The sequence below is a fragment of the Streptomonospora litoralis genome, from assembly GCF_004323735.1.
In the GTDB taxonomy this organism is placed as follows: Bacteria; Actinomycetota; Actinomycetes; order Streptosporangiales; family Streptosporangiaceae; genus Streptomonospora; species Streptomonospora litoralis.
This window is the reverse complement of sequence record NZ_CP036455.1, coordinates 2,857,623-2,873,724: the sequence shown is the minus strand read 5'-3', so window position 1 is coordinate 2,873,724 and position 16,102 is coordinate 2,857,623. Positions and strand designations below refer to the sequence as shown.

The window sequence follows — 16,102 nt, the reverse complement described above, 5'->3', positions numbered from 1 at the left end:
GCGGTCGTCGCGTTCGGGGCGCTACCTGCGGCGGTGCCGCCCCGGGCGCGGGAGGAGCCTCACCGGGTGCGAACGGTGATCATCAGCGGGATGCGGACACCTTGCTGCCAGGCGGCCTCGGCCGCGAACGCGCTCAGCCAGCCCAGGGCCTCCGGCGACCACTCGCCCAGCGTTCCGTAGAGGCTTGTGCGGTGGTAGCGGGGTCCTTGCCAGAAGTGGTCGGGGATCTGCGGCGACAGGTCCGCGGCGGCGTCGCCCTCGTCGGATGCGGGATCGCAGACGAAGAAGGACTGCTTCCACCGGCGCATCCACGCCGGTAGACCGGGCGCCGCGGAGACGACGGCGGGGTCCTGGCCGGTGTCGATCGTCACCTGGACCCGCCGGGCCAGGCCCGGATCGCCGTCGCCGAACCAGCCCGCGGCCTCGATCAGCCCGCCCACGGCACCGGCGCTGTGTCTGGGAACCTCGCGTCGGGTGGCGACGCGCTCGTGCACGGGCACCAGGAGCTGCAGCGCGTGCACCTCGAGCGTACCGAGCCGTTCCGCCACGTCGCCGATGCAGGACAGGAACGGCTGCAGCGGCAGCGGGCGGTCGTCTTCCAGCGACCCGGTCAGGTGTACCTGGAACCACAGCCTCCGGGTGGCCCCGCGGCCGATGTCGGCCTCGCCGTCCTGGCCGGCGTCGTTCATGGCCCACAGGCCGGGATAGGCGTCGGGCACCGCCTCCTGGAGCCAGATCATCGCCGAGGAGCGGTCGTAGAACAGGGAGAAGGCGTCGCGCTCGGCGACGTCGGGACGACTTCCGGCGAACGGCTCGAGTTCGCCGTGCAGAGCCGCCACCATCGGAACGACCACAGCGACACCTTTCCTTCGCAGCCTTCGGCACCGACAGTAGTGGGTGGCCTACGGGCCGACCTGCGCCAACACCCCCACCTGCTGCCGAACACCCCCTCGGAGGCCGGACTCCCCGCTCAAACCGGGGCGTCGCGATCCGAGCGCAACGCGACCCCGGCGCCCGCGTCGTGGGCCTCGGCGGACTCCAGTACGGCCTTCATCAGGCCGGGAAAGCACGCGTCGAGGTCGTCGCGGCGCAAGGTGACGAAGCAGCGGGTGCCCTCCTGGCGGGTGCGGGTGATGCCGGCGTCGCGCAGGGCGCGCAGATGGTGACTGAGCGTGGACTTGGCCACCGGGGCGTCGAGCTGGCCCCAACCGCGTTCGCGCCCGTCGGCCAGTAGGCGCACCAGACCCAGGCGCAGCGGGTCGCCGAGGGCCGACATCACCTCGACCAGGGAGATGTCCTCGGGTTCGGGGTGATGGGCGTGCTTCATGACCCCATGATACATTGTTCGATGTTCGTCAAACATCGAATGATTGAGGTTGCGCCATGACCACCCCGACCACCACACCCCTCACCGGACGCGTCGCCCTCGTCACCGGCGCCTCCTCCGGCATCGGCCGCGCCGCCGCCACCGCACTCGCCCACGCCGGCGCCCACGTCATCGGCGTCGCCCGCAACCCCGAACGACTCGCCGAAACCGCACGCACCCACCCCGCCATCACCACCCACCCCGCCGACCTGCGCGACAACCACGCCCCCACCGCCGCCGTCGACGCCGCCCTCAACACCCACGGCCGACTCGACATCCTCGTCAACAACGCCGGCGCCACCGCCGTCATGGCCCTCGACGACACCCGCCGCGACACCGTCGACGACCTCTTCGCCCTCAACGTCACCGCGCCCAGCCTGCTCACCGCCGCCGCCCTGGACCCCCTCACCCAGCACCAGGGCACCATCGTCAACATCTCCTCCACCTACGGCCACCGCCCCCTACCCGGCGGCGCCCACTACGCAGCCTCCAAAGCCGCCCTCGAATCCCTCACCCGCACCTGGGCCCTCGAACTCGCCCCCCGCAACATCCGCGTCAACGCCCTGGCCCCCGGACCCACCCGCAGCAACGCCCTCGCCGCCGCCGGACTCGACCCCGACACCATCACCGGCATGCAGCAAGCCGAAGCCGACCGCGTCCCCCTCGGCCGCCGCGGCGAACCGGACGAAGTCGCCGCCTGGATCACCCACCTCGCCGACCCCGCCCACACCTGGCTCACCGGCCAGGTCCTCACCATCGACGGCGGCCTCGAACTCACCTGACCGACCCGACGAGCACACGGCCACCGATCCAGCCCGCCCCACTCCCCCGGCAGCCAGCGCCACACCGCCCGACGACACACCACGCACGTGTGGAAACCCCACCCCATCGGCAATGCTTACCACCATGGAAACCACCGAGCCCACCGCTCCCACCATGCGCGTCACCGACGCCATCAGCGAATACCTCACCTACCGCCAACCCCAGAAACCCTCCCCCCACACCCTCGCCGCCTACCGCCGCGACCTACACACCCTCCTCGACCACATCGCCCACACCGAACGCTGCCGACCCGACCAACTCCACATCGCCGACCTCACCCCCACCCTCCTCCGCCACGCCTTCGCCGCATTCGCCACCGACCGCGCCCCCACCAGCGTCACCCGCGCCTGGTCCACCTGGAACGGCTTCTTCGGCTTCCTCGTCGCCCACAACCTCACCGACGGCAACCCCATGCCCGCCGTCTCCCGCCCCCGCACCAAACCCCACCAACCCAAACCCCTCATCGGCGAAGACACCCCCGAAAAACTCCTCACCGCCCTCGCCAACGGCTGCCGCCGCGCCCGCGACCCCTGGCCCGAACGCGACTTCGCCGTCCTCGCCCTCGCCCTCCTCACCGGCCTGCGCTCCACCGAAATGCTCGACCTCACCATCGACTCCCTCGGCGGCCGCCCCGGCGAACGCCGCATCCGCGTCCACGGCAAAGGCGACACCACCCGATCCCTCCCGATCGAACCCCCGCTCGAAGCCCTCATCGACACCTACCTCGCCACCCGAACCACCCGCTTCAACCACACCCCCACCAGCACCGACGCCCTCCTCGTCGACAACCGCAACCAACCCCTCCGCCGCGGCGGCCTCCAATACCTCGTCCGCCAGTGCTACAAACACGCCGGCATCCACGACCGCGTCGCCCGCGGCACCCTCGTCCACGCCCTCCGCCACACCTTCGCCACCCGCCTCGCCGAAGACGGCGCCTCCGTCACCGAGATCATGCACCTCCTCGGCCACGCCGCCATCACCTCCAGCCAGACCTACATCGACACCACCGCCGCCGCCCAACGCGACGCCGCCCGCTCCAACCGCACCTACACCGCCCTGCGCGACCTCACCGACACACCCCCGCCCACCACCGGCTGACCCGCCCACACCCAACCCACCACCCGATTGGCTACCCTTGCCGTCGTGTCCACGACGATCTCCACCGTCAACGTCAACGGCCTGCGCGCCGCAGCCCGCAAAGGCTTCCTCACCTGGCTCGACACCACCGAAGCCGACATCATCTGCCTGCAGGAAACCCGCGCACGCCACGAGCAGCTCCCCACCACCCTCACCCGCCACCCCCGCTACCACCTGCTGCTCGCCCCCGCAGACGACGACCCCGGACGCGCCGGCGTGGCCATCTACACCCGCACCCCGCCCCACACCCACCGCATCGGCTTCGACACCCCCGAATTCGACAACGCCGGCCGCTACCTCGAAGCCGACATCGGCGACCTCACCGTCGCCAGCCTCTACCTCCCCTCCGGCGACGTCGGAACCCCCCGCCAAGACACCAAGCACCGCTTCATGGACGCCTTCCTCCCCTACCTCGCCCACCGCGCCCACGAAGCCGCCGACCGCGGCCGCCACCTCCTCCTCTGCGGAGACCTCAACATCGCCCACCACCCCGCCGACCTCAAAAACTGGCGCAACAACCGCAACCACTCCGGCTTCCTCGACCACGAACGCGACTGGCTCACCCGCCTCATCACCGACACCGGCTGCACCGACGTCGTCCGCGCCCTCCACCCCGACACCCACGGCCCCTACAGCTGGTGGTCCTACCGCGGCCGCGCCTTCGACAACGACACCGGCTGGCGCATCGACTACCACCTCGCCACCCCCCACCTCGCCCAGCGCGCCGAAAAAGCCCACGTCGAACGCGCCCCCACCTACGACCAGCGCTGGTCCGACCACGCACCCGTCACCGTCACCTACACCCCATGACCACCCACCCGATGACCGCGCGCCCACCCCAGCAGCGCCCCACCCAGGTGAAGGGCCACCCATGAGCCTGCCGATCGTCCTGGTCCACGGCCTCCGCTTCTCCGGAAGCATGTGGCGGCCCCAGATCGACCAACTCACCCAGCAAGGCCGCCGCGTCACCGCCTGCGACCTCCCCGGCCACGGCAGCCGCCGCGGCGAACCCTTCTCCCTCGGCGGCGCCGTCGAAGCCGTCCTCGGCGCCATCGACGACCTCGGCGACCGCGCCCTCGTCGCCGGACTCAGCCTCGGCGGCTTCGTCTCCATCGCCACCGCCGCCGCCTACCCCCACCGCGTCGCCGGACTCGTCGCCGCCGGCTGCACCGCCCGCCCGGCCCAGACCCTCGCGCAGGTCTACCGGATCCCCACCGCCCTCCTCGACCGCCTCCCCGACAAGGGCCAAGCCGTCAACGAACGCTTCCACCGCCTGACCCTGCGCGGCGACGGCGCCGAGGCCGTCCTCGACGGGGGCCTGGCCATGGAAGCCGCGCACGCCGTCATCGACGCCGTCGCCGACATGGACGTCCTCGGCGCCCTCAGCGCCTACGACGGACCCGTCTGGCTCATCAACGGCTCACGCGACCACTTCCGCATCCACGAGAAGCGGTTTCTCGACGCCTGCGCCGACGCGCGCCTGCTCAACATCCCCCGCGCCGGCCACCTGGTCAGCCTCGACCAGCCCGAAAACGTGACCCGCATCATCGCCGACGCCGCCGACGTCGCCTCCCTGCGCCGGCCGCAGCCTCCCCCGCGGCGTCCCGGCGCCACACCCATGCTGGAGGACCCCACCCATCAGGACCCCGCGCCCTGAGCGGTGCCCCGGCACCGTCCGCGAAGCCGCGGCGCAGGACCGGGAGTGGGCGGGCCCACATCCGGCCGGCGCCCGCACGCCGCGCAGCGCTGCCTAGACTCGCCTGCGTGATGATCTCTGCACAGGCGCTCCTGTTCGACATGGACGGCACTCTCGTCGACTCCGGCCCCGCCATCGAGGCGAGCTGGGCCCAGTGGATCGGCGAGTACGGCATCGACCGCGACCGCTTCGAGCAGGTCATCGGGCACGGGATACCGGCTCGCCAGATCGCCGCGGAGCTGCTACCCGCCGACGAGGTCGCCGCCGCAACCCTGCGCCTCGAACAGCTGGAGATCGACCGCGCACCCGACCTGCGCGTCCTGCCCGGCACCCGGGAAGTGCTCGCCAGCCTGCCAGACGAGGCCTGGGCCATCGTCACCTCCTGCACCCGCCCCCTGGCCGAGGCTCGCGTCAAAGCCGTCGGCATCGACCCGCCGCTGCTGATCACCGCCGACGACGTCACCACCGGCAAACCCGCCCCCGAGCCCTACCTGCTCGCCGCCCGCCGGCTGGGGGCCGACCCCGCCGACTGCCTCGTCTTCGAGGACGCCCCCGCCGGCCTGGCCTCCGCTCGTGCCGCGGGCGCCCGTGCCGTGGCGCTGACCACGACTGCCACGGCAGCCGAACTGCAGGACGCCGCCGAAGTGGTGATCGCCGACTTGGGCAGCATCGAGTGTGATCCCGCGCCCGAGCCACCGGTCACGGTGCATATCCGAGCCTGAGCGCTTGGTGGGGTCTTGGTGATGAGTGCGGCGTAGTCGCTCGTTTTTCGGTTCTAGGGTTTGTTCTTGACACAAACGATGGGCTTTACATCGTAGATTTCTAACGCGCCGAGTCGGATGCAAGGCCCAGTCGGGCGATGACCTGGCGTGCTAACCGCCACTCGCTGAATCCGAACGTTCATTCTGTGCTGGTTGGGGTTTCATGCCCCTTATGTCGTCATAGAGCACGGTCCGCCCGCCCCGACTCCCGTCGAGGGCGGCCCCCGAGCGACGCCGAGGAGACCGTGCATGTCGGACGACCCCGATCCCCCGCATCCCCCGCATCCCCGCCGGTGAGAAGACCCCCGCTGACAGACCCCTCCCCTCCCCCACCGCCGCGGCGCCCACCCGTCGTGGTGCGCTCGCGGCCGGCACCGCCACGCTCGGCGCCGCGGCCCTGGGCGCCGGAACCCTGGGGGCGGCCCCCGCCCGTGCCCGTGTCCGCGACCGCGGTCGCGGACACGGGCGCATCCGCGAGTCGTTCACGCTGGGCGTGGCCTCGGGTGACCCGCTGCCCGACGGTTTCGTGCTGTGGACCCGCCTGGCGCCCGAGCCACTGGCGGAGGACGGCCACGGCGGCTGTCGGCACACGTGCGGCATCGTCGCGGCCGCCGCATAGCGCCGGACCGGGGCGCCTCCCCGGCAGAGGGAGGCGCCCCGGTCCGGCGTGGCGAGTACTGCGCGACCGATAGTCTCGATGGCCGTGACCTGGGACCGAACCTCTTCTGCGACCTCTTCCGCCACATCGGGGTTGGCGCATTCGCTGCGGCGCCGGCACATGGCGATGATCGCCATCGGCGGCTCGGTGGGCGCCGGGCTGTTCATCGGCTCGGGCGCGGTGATCAACACCGCCGGACCGGCCGCGGTGCTGTCGTATGCGCTGGCGGGTGCGCTGGTGCTGCTGACGCTGCGGGCGCTGGGCGAGATGGTGGTGGCCCGGCCCTCGGCCGGGTCGTTCTCCGACTACGCGCGCATGGCGCTGGGGCCGCGTGCCGGGTTCTGCATCGGCTGGCTGTACTGGTGGATGTACAGCGTGCTGGTGGCGGCGGAGTCGGTGGCGGGGGCGGCCATCCTCGGAGCGTGGGTGCCGCTACCGGGATGGCTGCTGGCGCTGGTCCTGCTGCTGGTGATGACCGGGGCGAACCTGATCTCGGTGCGCATGTTCGGAGAGACGGAGACCGTCTTCTCGCTGATCAAGGTCGCCACGATCGTCGCGTTCCTGGTGCTCGGCGGGCTGTTCGCGCTGGGCCTGTGGCCCGGCGGCACGGGGGCGAGTGTGGAAAACCTCTGGGTCCACGGCGGTTTCGCGCCCAACGGGTGGGGGGCGGTCCTGGCGGCGACGGTGGTCGTGCTGTTCTCCTTCGGCGGGGTGGAGATCGTGACGATCGCCGCCGGGGAGAGCGACGAGCCCGAGCGGGGCGTGGCGCGGGCCACCACGAACGTGCTCTGGCGTATCGCGCTGTTCTACGTCGCCTCGATCCTGGTGGTGGTGGCGGTACTGCCGTGGGACACCGCCGAACTGCTGCGCAGCCCCTTCGTGGCGGTGATGGAGCGGTTGGGGGTGCCCGGAGCGCCGCTGATCATGGAGGCGGTGGTGTTCGTGGCGGTGCTCAGCGTGCTCAACGCGGCGCTCTACACCTCGTCGCGGATGCTGCACGTGCTGACCCGCCAGGGCGACGCGCCGCGGGCGCTGTCGGCGGTTGGACGGCGCGGTGTGCCGACGCGGGCGATCCTGCTGGGCACGGTGGTGGGCTACGCCTCGGTGATCGGCAACTACCTGTGGCCCGAGACGGTGTTCGCGTTTCTGGTGGCCTCCATCGGGGCGATCCTGCTGGTGCTGTTCGTGACGATCGTGGTCTCGCAGCTGGTGCTGGGGCGCCGGCTGCGCCGGAACGAGCCGGAGTCGCTGCGGTTTCGGATGTGGGGCTTTCCCTACCTGAGCTGGACGACTCTGGCGGGACTGGTCGCCATCCTGGGGGCGATGGCGCTGCTGCCCGACCAGCGGCTGCCACTGGCGGCGACGCTGGCCGCGGTGGCCGCGGTGCTCGTGGCCTACGAGCTGCGCCGGCGTTTGGGCCGCCGACCGGTGAGCCGGGTGCCGTTGGGGACCTCGGCGGCGCAGGCCGACTCCGGCGGGGCTGCGGAGGCAGAGGGTGAGCACTCTTCGGGGGACGCGTCCGGAGGCGGTTCGGCCCCGGGGCGGTGAGTCCGCGCCTTCGGCCGCCGGCGGCGGCTCGACGGCCTGCGGCGTGATCACGTGATCTGATCCTTCTAGCGGCGCAGCCCACGGCTTCAGCCGGGGGAGGAAGTCGATCCTGTGGGCCGGTTGCGGGCGGGGTGTCCGGACGGGCGGCCGCGGGGCCCGCTGGAGGGCGGTTGCGGTCCCGGTCGTAGCCTCGGGGTGTGGTCGCCGAGTCCGAACGCGCATTCTTCGAGGGCCTGCCCCGCACCCGCGGGGCGGCCGCCGCGCTGCTGCGCACCGCCGACGAGCGGCTGCTGCTGGTCAAGCCCACCTACAAGCCGGGATGGTCGCTGCCCGGCGGGGTGATCGAGGAGGGAGAGTCCCCGCTGGCGGCGTGCCGCCGCGAGTGCGCCGAGGAACTGGGGTTCACCCCGGAGCTCGCCGAGCTTGTGGGCGTGGACTGGGTGCCGCCCGAGCTGTCTCCGAACCACCGCCCGGCGACCGTGTTCGTGTTCTCCGGCACACTCACCGTGTCCGACTTCGCTCGGGTGCGACTGCCGGCCGACGAGCTCGGCGATGCGGTGCTTGCCCGTCCGCAGGAGCTGGCGGAGCTGCTCGACGCCCGCGTGCACCGCCGGGTGGAGGCCGCGGTGGCCGCCGCGGGCAAGGGGCGCACCTGCTATCTGGAGAACGGCGGCCCGGTTCTGCCGGGCTGACGTGCCGGGTGTGCGCGGCGGCCGCGCCCCGGGTCGGCCGCTCAGGCGGGGTTCTCCGGGTCCTCCGGGTTCTCGGTGGCCTGGGGCGGATCCGGCGGCGATGAGCCGGAGGACAGCAGATCGGCTTCGCGCAGGGCCGCCTGCAGGGCGGCGGCCAGGTCCTCTTCGGCCAGGCCGGCGCGCTCGGCCAGGCGGTCGATGTCGGCCGCGGCGTGTTCGTCGGCTGCGGTGGCGGCCAGCAGGTCGCGGTAGTCCTCCTGCTCGTGCAGCAGTCGGCGCAGTTCGTCCAGGCGCCGCTGGTGCCGTGCGGCCGCGGCGATCCCGGCGGCGTAGCGCTCCAGGGCTGCGACGCGCGCCTCGATGGCGCCGCGGGCGGTCTCCACGGCGGCGCGGCGCTCGGCCAGCAGGTCGGCGACCTCCTCGGCCAGGGCGGGGTCGACGATGCGGGCTCGGTCGCCCAGGTCGGTGATGCTGCGCAGGGTGGTTGCGATGTCCCACAGCTGGCGGGGCAGCACGACGGTGTTCTCGCGTGCCTCGATGCGGCCGGTATCGGCGAGTTCCTCGGTCGAGGCGGTGGCGTCATCAGCGGCCTGCTGGGCGCGCGCCAGCAGCGCCCGGCAGGGTTCGTCGAAGTCGGCGGCCAGCAGGTAGCGGCCGTGGCGCAGGCGTGCCGCGCGGGCGGCCGGGTGCTCGCGGGCGGCGGGGCGCAGGGCGCCGGACAGGCCGGCCGGGGCCATCGCGAGCAGTAGCAGACAGCCGAGGATGAGCACGGGCGAGCGGGTGAGTACCGCGATCCCCACCAGGGCGGCGAGCAGGCCGAGGACGATCGGGATGCGCCGGCGATCGGAGGGTTGGGCGTCGCGGGTGGGGGCGGGCGCCGGTGCCGTGGCGGGGACGAGCACGCCGGGGTGGGCGGCCAGTAGGTCGCGCTCCTCGGCCGCGAGGTCGGGGTCGATGACCGGCCGGAGGCGCCGCTCGGAGGAGGTCACCGCTCAGGGCCGGTCGGTGGAGAACCGCTGCAGGTAGTGCTCCTTTTCGAACATGCGGGCCGCCTCCAGCGCCGAGGGGGTTCCGGCGCCCGGATCGGCGCCGTGGTCGACGAGGACGTCGACGACCTCGTCTTCGCCTTTGAAGACCGCACCGGCCAGGGGTGACTGCCCGCGGTCGTTGAGGCGGTCGACCTCGGCGCCGCGTTCGCACAGCAGGGCCGTGGTGCGGGCGTGCCCGTGGTAGGCGGCGAGCATGACGAGGGTGTCGCCTTTGTCGTTGGTGAGGTTCACCGGGACTCCGGCGTCGAGGTAGGCGGTCAGCAGGTCGGTCTCGCCGCGGCGGGCGAGGTCGAAGACGCGACTCGCCAGTTCGATGACGTCGGGGTCGGGTCCGGAGGCGTCGGCGGGTTCTGCGTTGCTCACGCCTCCAGACTAGTTAGTCCTTCGTCGAGTTGGTCAGCTTAACCCGGCCTGAAGGGCCCTGAAGGGCCGGGCTTGGAGGTAGCCGCCCGCCTGGCCGGCGGGTGGGCTCCTCCGTCCAGACACCCCTTATGGGGCGGCAGGGACGCGTGACTCACGCCCCGCATTCCATGCGTCCTCGCCCCGGCGGGCGAGGTTGCGGGAAGCGTTGCGGTCGGCGTGGGCAACGACCCCGCACGACCGGCACACGAACCGGGCCCGATCCAGGCGGTTCCTCGTGTCGATGTGGTGGCGTTCGGCGCATTCCCGGCTGGTGTAGGCCGGATCGACCTGCACCAGCGGGACCCCGGCCCGCTTGGCTTTGTAGGCGATGAAGGCGGCGAGCCGGGCGAAGGCCCAGGAGTGCAGCGCGACCCGTTGGGGCCTGCGGAGCCGTACCCTCTGCCGGATGCCCGTGAGGTCTTCCAGGGCGATACCGGATGAGGTGCGTTCAGCCTCGGTCACGATCTGCTTGGCGATGGTGTGGTTGGTGTTCGCAACGTGGCGCCGCTCGCGGCGGTTGCGCTTCTTGAGCCGGCGCTTTGCTGATTCGGTCTTTTTGGCCTGGAGTTCGGCCCGCAGGGCGGCCTGGCGCTTGCGGTGGCGGTTCAGGCCCCGCCCGGCCGCCCGGTAGCCGGTGGAGGTGGTGGCGATGCTGGCGATGCCCGATGAACCCGTCCGGTTCATACTGCTCGGCCTCGGCCACTTCGCAGGTGGCCATCAGGTAGAACACGCCGTCGCGTTCGACCAGGTCCGATTCGCCCTGCCGGTGCTCGACCAGCATTTTGAGGGTCTCCGGTGCGCAGGCGAAGCGCACGTTCTTCAAGCGGCCTGCGGTGGTCCAGATGGACACCGTCTGCTGGTCGTACTGCCAGCTCAGACACCGGTCGTCGTAAGGTTGGGCGGCTTCGGCCCGGAAGGCGATCGGCTTCGCCTCGGCGTTGCGGCGGCGTTTGCTGCCGGGTGTGCCGAGGTGGCCGGCCCCGATATTGGCCGCCAGCGTGGTGTAGGCGTCGCGGACCTTCTTGATGACCTGTTGGGCGGCCTGGGCGCCCAGCCCGCGAGACTTCAGCTCGGCGTAGGTGTGCTTGCGCAGCTCGTACTCGCGCGGCACGCCGTGCTCGAAGGCCACCGCCGAGACCCGGTTGGCGGCCTCGTTGAGGGTGCGCAGGGTCGCTGACAGCGCGGACGCCTGTGCGGCATCGGGCACGAGTTTGGCCTGCACGACGATCTTCACAGCGGTGATCCTACGATCACCGCCGCCCCGGCGGGGGGCGAACGCCGATATCCGCAGGCGTGCTCGTATTCGGGGCGGGGCCGTGGTGAGAAGCGATTCCTCCCGGCTCTGCAGAGCCGGGGCTCCTCGCTAGAATCGGCTGAATCCCGCGCGCCGATCGGCCCGGTTCGCTGCTGCCTGCGGCGGCGCCCGCTCTGCGCTGTGGGGCCTGGGTGCCGGGCGGGGTTGGGGTGTCGTTCTTGGCGGAAAGGGCGACGGTGAGAGCGGCGGCGGGCTGAGCCTGCGGTCATCGGGCCGGGTGCCCGTTGGTGCTCGCCGGTGGCGGCGGCCGGCGGCTCGGGTCTGCTGGGCGGCCTTGTCGGCCTGCCGGGTATCGGGCGGCCATATGGAGAAGCGGCAGCGAGGACGGCGAAGGGCCAGCCCGCGAGCGTCGGTTCCGGTGCCGGCCGGTGACCCGCGCGACGGGGTCGGCGAGGACGCGGGGGATCCGGGAGGCGCCCGTGTGTCCGTGATGTCGCAGGGCGGCGGGACGATGGTGCCCGTATGACGAGATCCAGCGGCGTTCTTTGGGATTTTCGCCACGGCCGCCACGATCGTCGCGGCCGACTCCGGCGCGTCGGATATAGCGGGCGCGGGGGCTGGGAGGCGGCGCCGCTGTGTTCCGACAGGGCCCGCGCAGGCCGGAAGCCGCGCGGCGGGGCGGGGTCGCGGGCGCTCGCACGGCCCGAGGGGTGCGGGGGGGGTGACGACACGTCGCTCGTTGCGCCCGGGCGTCACCTCCGGGAGTCCACCGCCCGATGGGATGGATTTTTGGGGGTCTATGACCGTTTTGCGGGTGGCCTCGGCGGGCGCGGCGGCCACGAGACGCACGAAAAGTTGATGTCGGGGGCGCTTTCGCGCCATTCGGTGCGCCTCGTGCGCTACCGCCGCCGCGGCGCGGGGGCGAACCCACCGAGGAATCGGGCATTGGTGGGCATAACGACCCGCGTTGTTTCGCATCGCGAACTCACGGTGCGAGGACGGCACCTCGGAGCAGCGCCGCGGCGAATACCGGCGCACGTACGTGCATCTCGTGGCCCCGATCCGGCTGCATGTCGGCCGCCGGCTACCCCGCGTCGGGCTCGCGCCGACAACCGGGTGGCGGCCCTCCGCCGCCACCCGGAACGAGCACGCAACGTGACTTTGCTTGGTTTTCGCAATGGGCGAGATCGGATTTTCGGGCGTCCTCAACTGCGTCGCACCACCGTTCGAGGCGACGAGACGACGCAGTGCACGACTACGAAGCGTGTCTACTATGCCCATTTAGCGGCAAATGTCGCTATGGTGCATGCTCAACTCCCCGTGGAGTCGCGTCGGACGGCGCCGCATGCGCGGGGCACCCGATCCCCGGGGGGCCAGTCGGCCCCGGCCGCGCGGTGCCGTGCCTGCCCGCCGCCACCTACCTACCTGAGGAGAAGACTCGTGCGACATTTCGTGGGATTCGTCGTCGGCCTGGTGCTGGCGCCGGTGCTGATGCTCGGCACCGGTTGGCTGCTGCCGCGCTTCGTCGACCTCGACGAGACCGGGCAGTCGATCGCCACCGTGGACGGTGCGGTCGCCGTGGGCGCCGCGGCCGTCGTGGCGCTGCTGGTGACGCTGGTGCTGGTGCCCCCGCGGCTTACCCCGCTGCTGCCCGGCATCACCGGACTGAGTCTGGTCGCGGCCACAGCGGTGCAGGTGCTGCGCCCGGCGCTGGTGGAGCGGGTGCCGGGGCTGCCGGGTGTGGAAGGAGCGGTGACGCTGCTGTCGATCGGGGCCTACCTGCCGCTGGGGCTGGCCCTGTTCATCCCGATGCTGGTGCCCTCGCGGTGGGCCCGAAAGGAGCGACCGCAGGGCGTGACCGAGGAGGAGTACTTCGACGGCCTCTACGACGAGGACTACGAGGAGCGGGATCGCTTCAGCGGCGCCGACACCGAAGGTGGGCCGGGCCACCATCGGCGCACGACCCGGGCGTGACCGTCCCCGGATCCGCCGGCTCCCCGTTCCCGGCGGATCCGCTGCGGTTAGGGCCGCGTTGTGGCGGAGGGTTGACAGGCGCCTTTACATTGTAGATTTTCTACTCGGGCCGGGGCGGCCTGCATCCACGGGTCTCCCCCAGCGTGCCGCCGAGGAGCCGAAGTCTGCCTGGGGTGGCTAAGCGCCGTTTAAGAAGGGTTGGATCGGTTCGGCTCCCATGGGCGGTAGGTGACAGGGGCGGCGCCCGCCGCCCCGTCGACTGCGCCACCGGCGGGCACCGTGTCCCGCGGGCGCGGGCCCGGCCCCGCTTCCGGCGTCGCCGCCGCTTTCCCGTCGAGTCTGCCCGACCCGGCAACTCCCATTAGGCCGCCCAGCAGACCGGCGTTCTTAAACACGGCTTAGAGCCAGTCGGGGCCCCAGGCCGAGCTGTCGGACACGCCCTTGGGCAGCGGCGGCAGGAGAGGATTTCGCACCGATTCCTCGGCGGCGGCCTCGTCCGCGGCGGAATCCGGCCCATCGGAGCCGTTTCCGGGGTCTGCTCCCCCGGCGTCCGGGTCGGTGGCGGTCTCGGTGGCGGAACCGCCGACCGTCGACTCGCCGTCGAGGGCGGTGCCGGTGGCGGGGGTGTCCTCCGCCCACGGCGTGGGTACGACCGGCTCGGCATCGCCGGTGTCCGGCGCCTCGCCAGGGGGATCCGCAGCGGTGGTGTGCGCCGGATCGCGCTCCTCGTCGGGGTGCGTCGGTGCCGAGGATTCCGGGCTCGGCGCAGCATGGTCGTCGGCGCCATCGGCCTCGGGCGGTTCTTCGAGGTGCCGCCTGCCCGGCGCGTCGCTTTCGCCGACGTCTGCGGGCGGTCGGGAGCCGGCGGCCGCGCCCAGGTGCGGAATCGCCATGGTGGGAGCGCCCGCGCTCGGAGCGGGGCTGTCCGCCTCCCCGCCGCCGAAGGCTCCGGGCGTTTCGGCGTCCGGCGAAGCCCGGCGATCCCGGTCGGGCGCAGGCGTCGGATACTCCGCAGGGGCGCCCGGCGGGACCTGCTGCGCGCGTCCGTGCTCGGCGGCGTCGGCGAGGGCGGCGCTGGGAGCGTTCCCGGAGTCGGCCGCGGACGGGTGCGCCGGTTCTTGTGCGGCGGTGGAAACTCCTGCCGCGCCGGCGGATTCGGTCGTGGATTCGGCAGGACCTGTGGCGCCGTCGGCGGTGCGGTCGGGGGCCGCGGCGCGGCGGAGGACGCCGGCATCGGCGGCGGATTCCCCGGTTGCCTGGGCTTCCGGATCGGCCGCGGCGGTGTCGGGGCCCCCTAGCGCGAAGCCGTCGAAGGGTGTCTTGGGGCGAGCGCCCGCGCCGCCATCGGCGGCCTCGGGCCGCTGCGGGCCGGAGTCGGCGGATGCGGTTGCGGCGCTTGCGGCGCCGGGGCTCTCGTCCGCGGCGTGGCGGCGGTCTTGTGCGGCCCCGGCCGCGGCGGCGCCGCCCGGCTGCGGGTCCGGAGTGTCCTGCGCCCACGCCGCCGGAGGAGCCGCGTCGGCGGACGGAGGTGCCTCCTGGGGGGTGGGCCGCTCCTCCGGGGCCGGTTCGCGCACCTCTCCCCCGGTGGCCGGCTGCTCGGGACCCGCCAGCTCCGGCGCGGCCTCCGGGGCCCCTTCGGCGGCCGCGGGCGACGGCCGGTCGGGGGTGCCCGGCGCCACCGAGGCGCGGCGCCACCAGGTCGCGGTCTCCTCGGCCGAGACCTCCTCCTCGACCTCCAGCCAGCCGCTCACCTGCGGGTGGCGCCGCCCGGCGTTCCAGGAGCGGGGGTAGGGCTGCCGGCCCAGCACCAGCACGTGCTCGCCGTCGACGGTGGGGATGTCGGCGGGCACCCCCTCGTTCCAGACCCAGGCCCCGTCCAGCGCCGCCAGGTTCCACCAGCCGTGGACGACGCGGGCCTCGGGGTCGGGCTGGGCGTCGCGGAACGCGGCGACCCACCGGGGGTCGGGGCGCTCCCCCGGCAGGCCGCGGCCTTCGTCGCCGATCAGCGCGTCGGCCAGCAGGGTGTGCAGCTGGAAATTGTCGCCGATGCCGTCGAAAAGCACGCGGAAGGCCCGACCCGAGGCGCTCTCCAGGACCAGCGCCGAGGTGGCCTCGGCCATCCGGAGCAGGGCGCGGATCTCGCCGAACTCCGACAGGGCGCCGCTGAGCTGGTTGGCGATGGCCACGAGTTCGGCGCGCAGTTCGGCTTCGGAACGCACGGCGCTGCGCACCTCGGCCTGGCTCAGCATGGTCTTGGCGGCCAGCCCGAAGCGGCGGATGGTCCACCAGCACACGGTGGCTGTGGAGGCGGCTTCGCCGAGTTCGGCGGCGAGGCGTTCCTCGGCGGTGGCGCTGACCTCGTCGGGGTCGGGCAGGCGCCCGCCGCCGGTGCGCTCCCAGGCGTAGAGGAAGACGGCCGCGCCCTGGCCGAAGCTGCGCAGCAGGCGCACCACCTCGGGACCGGCCGGTCCGGGCGAGGCGCCCATCTCGACGAAGGCGCCGGCGACCAAGGCCAGGTCGGCGCTGATGCCGGGCGCGGTGTGCCCGCCGCCGAGGAACGGACCGAGCGCCTCCAACGCGAGTTCGCGCTCCTGCGGGGGAACCTCGGAGGCCAGGTGGTACACGCTCTGTACGGCCGGAGGAAAGCGCCCGGTGTCCGCCGCGACGGAGGCGTCGATCAGCTCCTGAAACGCTGCACGAAACTCATCGATCACGCACGCATCTTGACATATATCGGACTCG

Annotated in this window: 16 protein-coding genes; 10 read left to right on the top strand and 6 right to left on the bottom strand. The window is 72.7% G+C overall.

Going from position 1 to position 16,102, the window contains the following annotated elements; translation table 11 throughout:
- Positions 1–59 precede the first annotated feature (59 nt).
- Together EKD16_RS12370 and EKD16_RS12365 are read right to left on the bottom strand one after the other, a co-directional pair.
- A complete protein-coding gene (locus EKD16_RS12370; protein WP_131098518.1) occupies positions 60–854 on the bottom strand; it encodes a hypothetical protein in 795 nt (264 codons plus the stop codon).
- 116 nt (positions 855–970) lie between these two features.
- Positions 971–1,327 carry an ArsR/SmtB family transcription factor gene (locus tag EKD16_RS12365; protein WP_131098517.1) on the bottom strand — a complete coding sequence of 119 codons (357 nt, stop codon included), beginning with the start codon at positions 1,325–1,327 and terminating at the stop codon, positions 971–973.
- Between the two features lie 56 nt (positions 1,328–1,383).
- Here EKD16_RS12365 and EKD16_RS12360 point away from each other — a divergent pair, with 56 nt between their 5' ends.
- The 8 genes from EKD16_RS12360 to EKD16_RS12325 all read left to right on the top strand — a co-directional run bounded on the left by EKD16_RS12360 (position 1,384) and on the right by EKD16_RS12325 (position 8,680).
- The gene (locus EKD16_RS12360) at positions 1,384–2,148 is read left to right on the top strand and encodes an SDR family NAD(P)-dependent oxidoreductase (RefSeq protein WP_131098516.1); all 765 of its coding nucleotides are present in this window, start codon (positions 1,384–1,386) and stop codon (positions 2,146–2,148) included.
- 124 nt (positions 2,149–2,272) lie between these two features.
- Positions 2,273–3,286, top strand: coding sequence for a tyrosine-type recombinase/integrase (locus EKD16_RS12355; protein WP_242676938.1), 1,014 nt, complete (start codon positions 2,273–2,275; stop codon positions 3,284–3,286).
- Positions 3,287–3,331: 45 nt separating this feature from the next.
- Positions 3,332–4,135 carry an exodeoxyribonuclease III gene (locus tag EKD16_RS12350; RefSeq protein ID WP_242676937.1) on the top strand — a complete coding sequence of 268 codons (804 nt, stop codon included), beginning with the start codon at positions 3,332–3,334 and terminating at the stop codon, positions 4,133–4,135.
- Between the two features lie 61 nt (positions 4,136–4,196).
- Complete coding sequence (locus EKD16_RS12345; protein WP_131098515.1) at positions 4,197–4,982, top strand: alpha/beta fold hydrolase; 786 nt, start codon at positions 4,197–4,199, stop codon at positions 4,980–4,982.
- 110 nt (positions 4,983–5,092) lie between these two features.
- Positions 5,093–5,743 carry an HAD-IA family hydrolase gene (locus tag EKD16_RS12340; protein WP_207391557.1) on the top strand — a complete coding sequence of 217 codons (651 nt, stop codon included), beginning with the start codon at positions 5,093–5,095 and terminating at the stop codon, positions 5,741–5,743.
- A 532-nt stretch (positions 5,744–6,275) separates the two neighbouring features.
- A complete protein-coding gene (locus EKD16_RS26100) occupies positions 6,276–6,401 on the top strand; it encodes a PhoD-like phosphatase N-terminal domain-containing protein (RefSeq protein WP_242676936.1) in 126 nt (41 codons plus the stop codon).
- 159 nt (positions 6,402–6,560) lie between these two features.
- Positions 6,561–7,988, top strand: coding sequence for an amino acid permease (locus EKD16_RS12330; protein WP_131102451.1), 1,428 nt, complete (start codon positions 6,561–6,563; stop codon positions 7,986–7,988).
- A gap of 197 nt (positions 7,989–8,185) precedes the next feature.
- Positions 8,186–8,680 carry an NUDIX domain-containing protein gene (locus tag EKD16_RS12325; RefSeq protein ID WP_131098512.1) on the top strand — a complete coding sequence of 165 codons (495 nt, stop codon included), beginning with the start codon at positions 8,186–8,188 and terminating at the stop codon, positions 8,678–8,680.
- A 41-nt stretch (positions 8,681–8,721) separates the two neighbouring features.
- Here EKD16_RS12325 and EKD16_RS12320 read toward each other — a convergent pair whose 3' ends face one another.
- The 3 genes from EKD16_RS12320 to EKD16_RS26490 all read right to left on the bottom strand — a co-directional run bounded on the left by EKD16_RS12320 (position 8,722) and on the right by EKD16_RS26490 (position 10,815).
- Positions 8,722–9,669 (bottom strand): hypothetical protein, encoded by a 948-nt coding sequence (locus tag EKD16_RS12320; RefSeq protein WP_131098511.1) that lies wholly within the window; start codon positions 9,667–9,669, stop codon positions 8,722–8,724.
- Between the two features lie 3 nt (positions 9,670–9,672).
- A complete protein-coding gene (locus EKD16_RS12315; protein ID WP_131098510.1) occupies positions 9,673–10,092 on the bottom strand; it encodes an ankyrin repeat domain-containing protein in 420 nt (139 codons plus the stop codon).
- Positions 10,093–10,218: 126 nt separating this feature from the next.
- Complete coding sequence (locus tag EKD16_RS26490; RefSeq protein ID WP_341351826.1) at positions 10,219–10,815, bottom strand: RNA-guided endonuclease InsQ/TnpB family protein; 597 nt, start codon at positions 10,813–10,815, stop codon at positions 10,219–10,221.
- On the opposite strand from EKD16_RS26490, the gene EKD16_RS26485 reads away from it, so the two are divergent.
- Together EKD16_RS26485 and EKD16_RS25345 are read left to right on the top strand one after the other, a co-directional pair.
- Positions 10,781–11,308 carry a hypothetical protein gene (locus EKD16_RS26485; protein ID WP_341351825.1) on the top strand — a complete coding sequence of 176 codons (528 nt, stop codon included), beginning with the start codon at positions 10,781–10,783 and terminating at the stop codon, positions 11,306–11,308. The genes EKD16_RS26490 and EKD16_RS26485 overlap by 35 nt on opposite strands.
- Positions 11,309–12,826: 1,518 nt before the next feature.
- Positions 12,827–13,360 carry a hypothetical protein gene (locus EKD16_RS25345; protein WP_165498455.1) on the top strand — a complete coding sequence of 178 codons (534 nt, stop codon included), beginning with the start codon at positions 12,827–12,829 and terminating at the stop codon, positions 13,358–13,360.
- Between the two features lie 398 nt (positions 13,361–13,758).
- On the opposite strand, the gene EKD16_RS26480 is transcribed toward EKD16_RS25345, so the two are convergent.
- Positions 13,759–16,074: a hypothetical protein gene (locus EKD16_RS26480; protein ID WP_341351882.1), complete on the bottom strand. Its 2,316-nt coding sequence runs from the start codon at positions 16,072–16,074 to the stop codon at positions 13,759–13,761.
- Between the last annotated feature and the right edge of the window lie 28 nt (positions 16,075–16,102).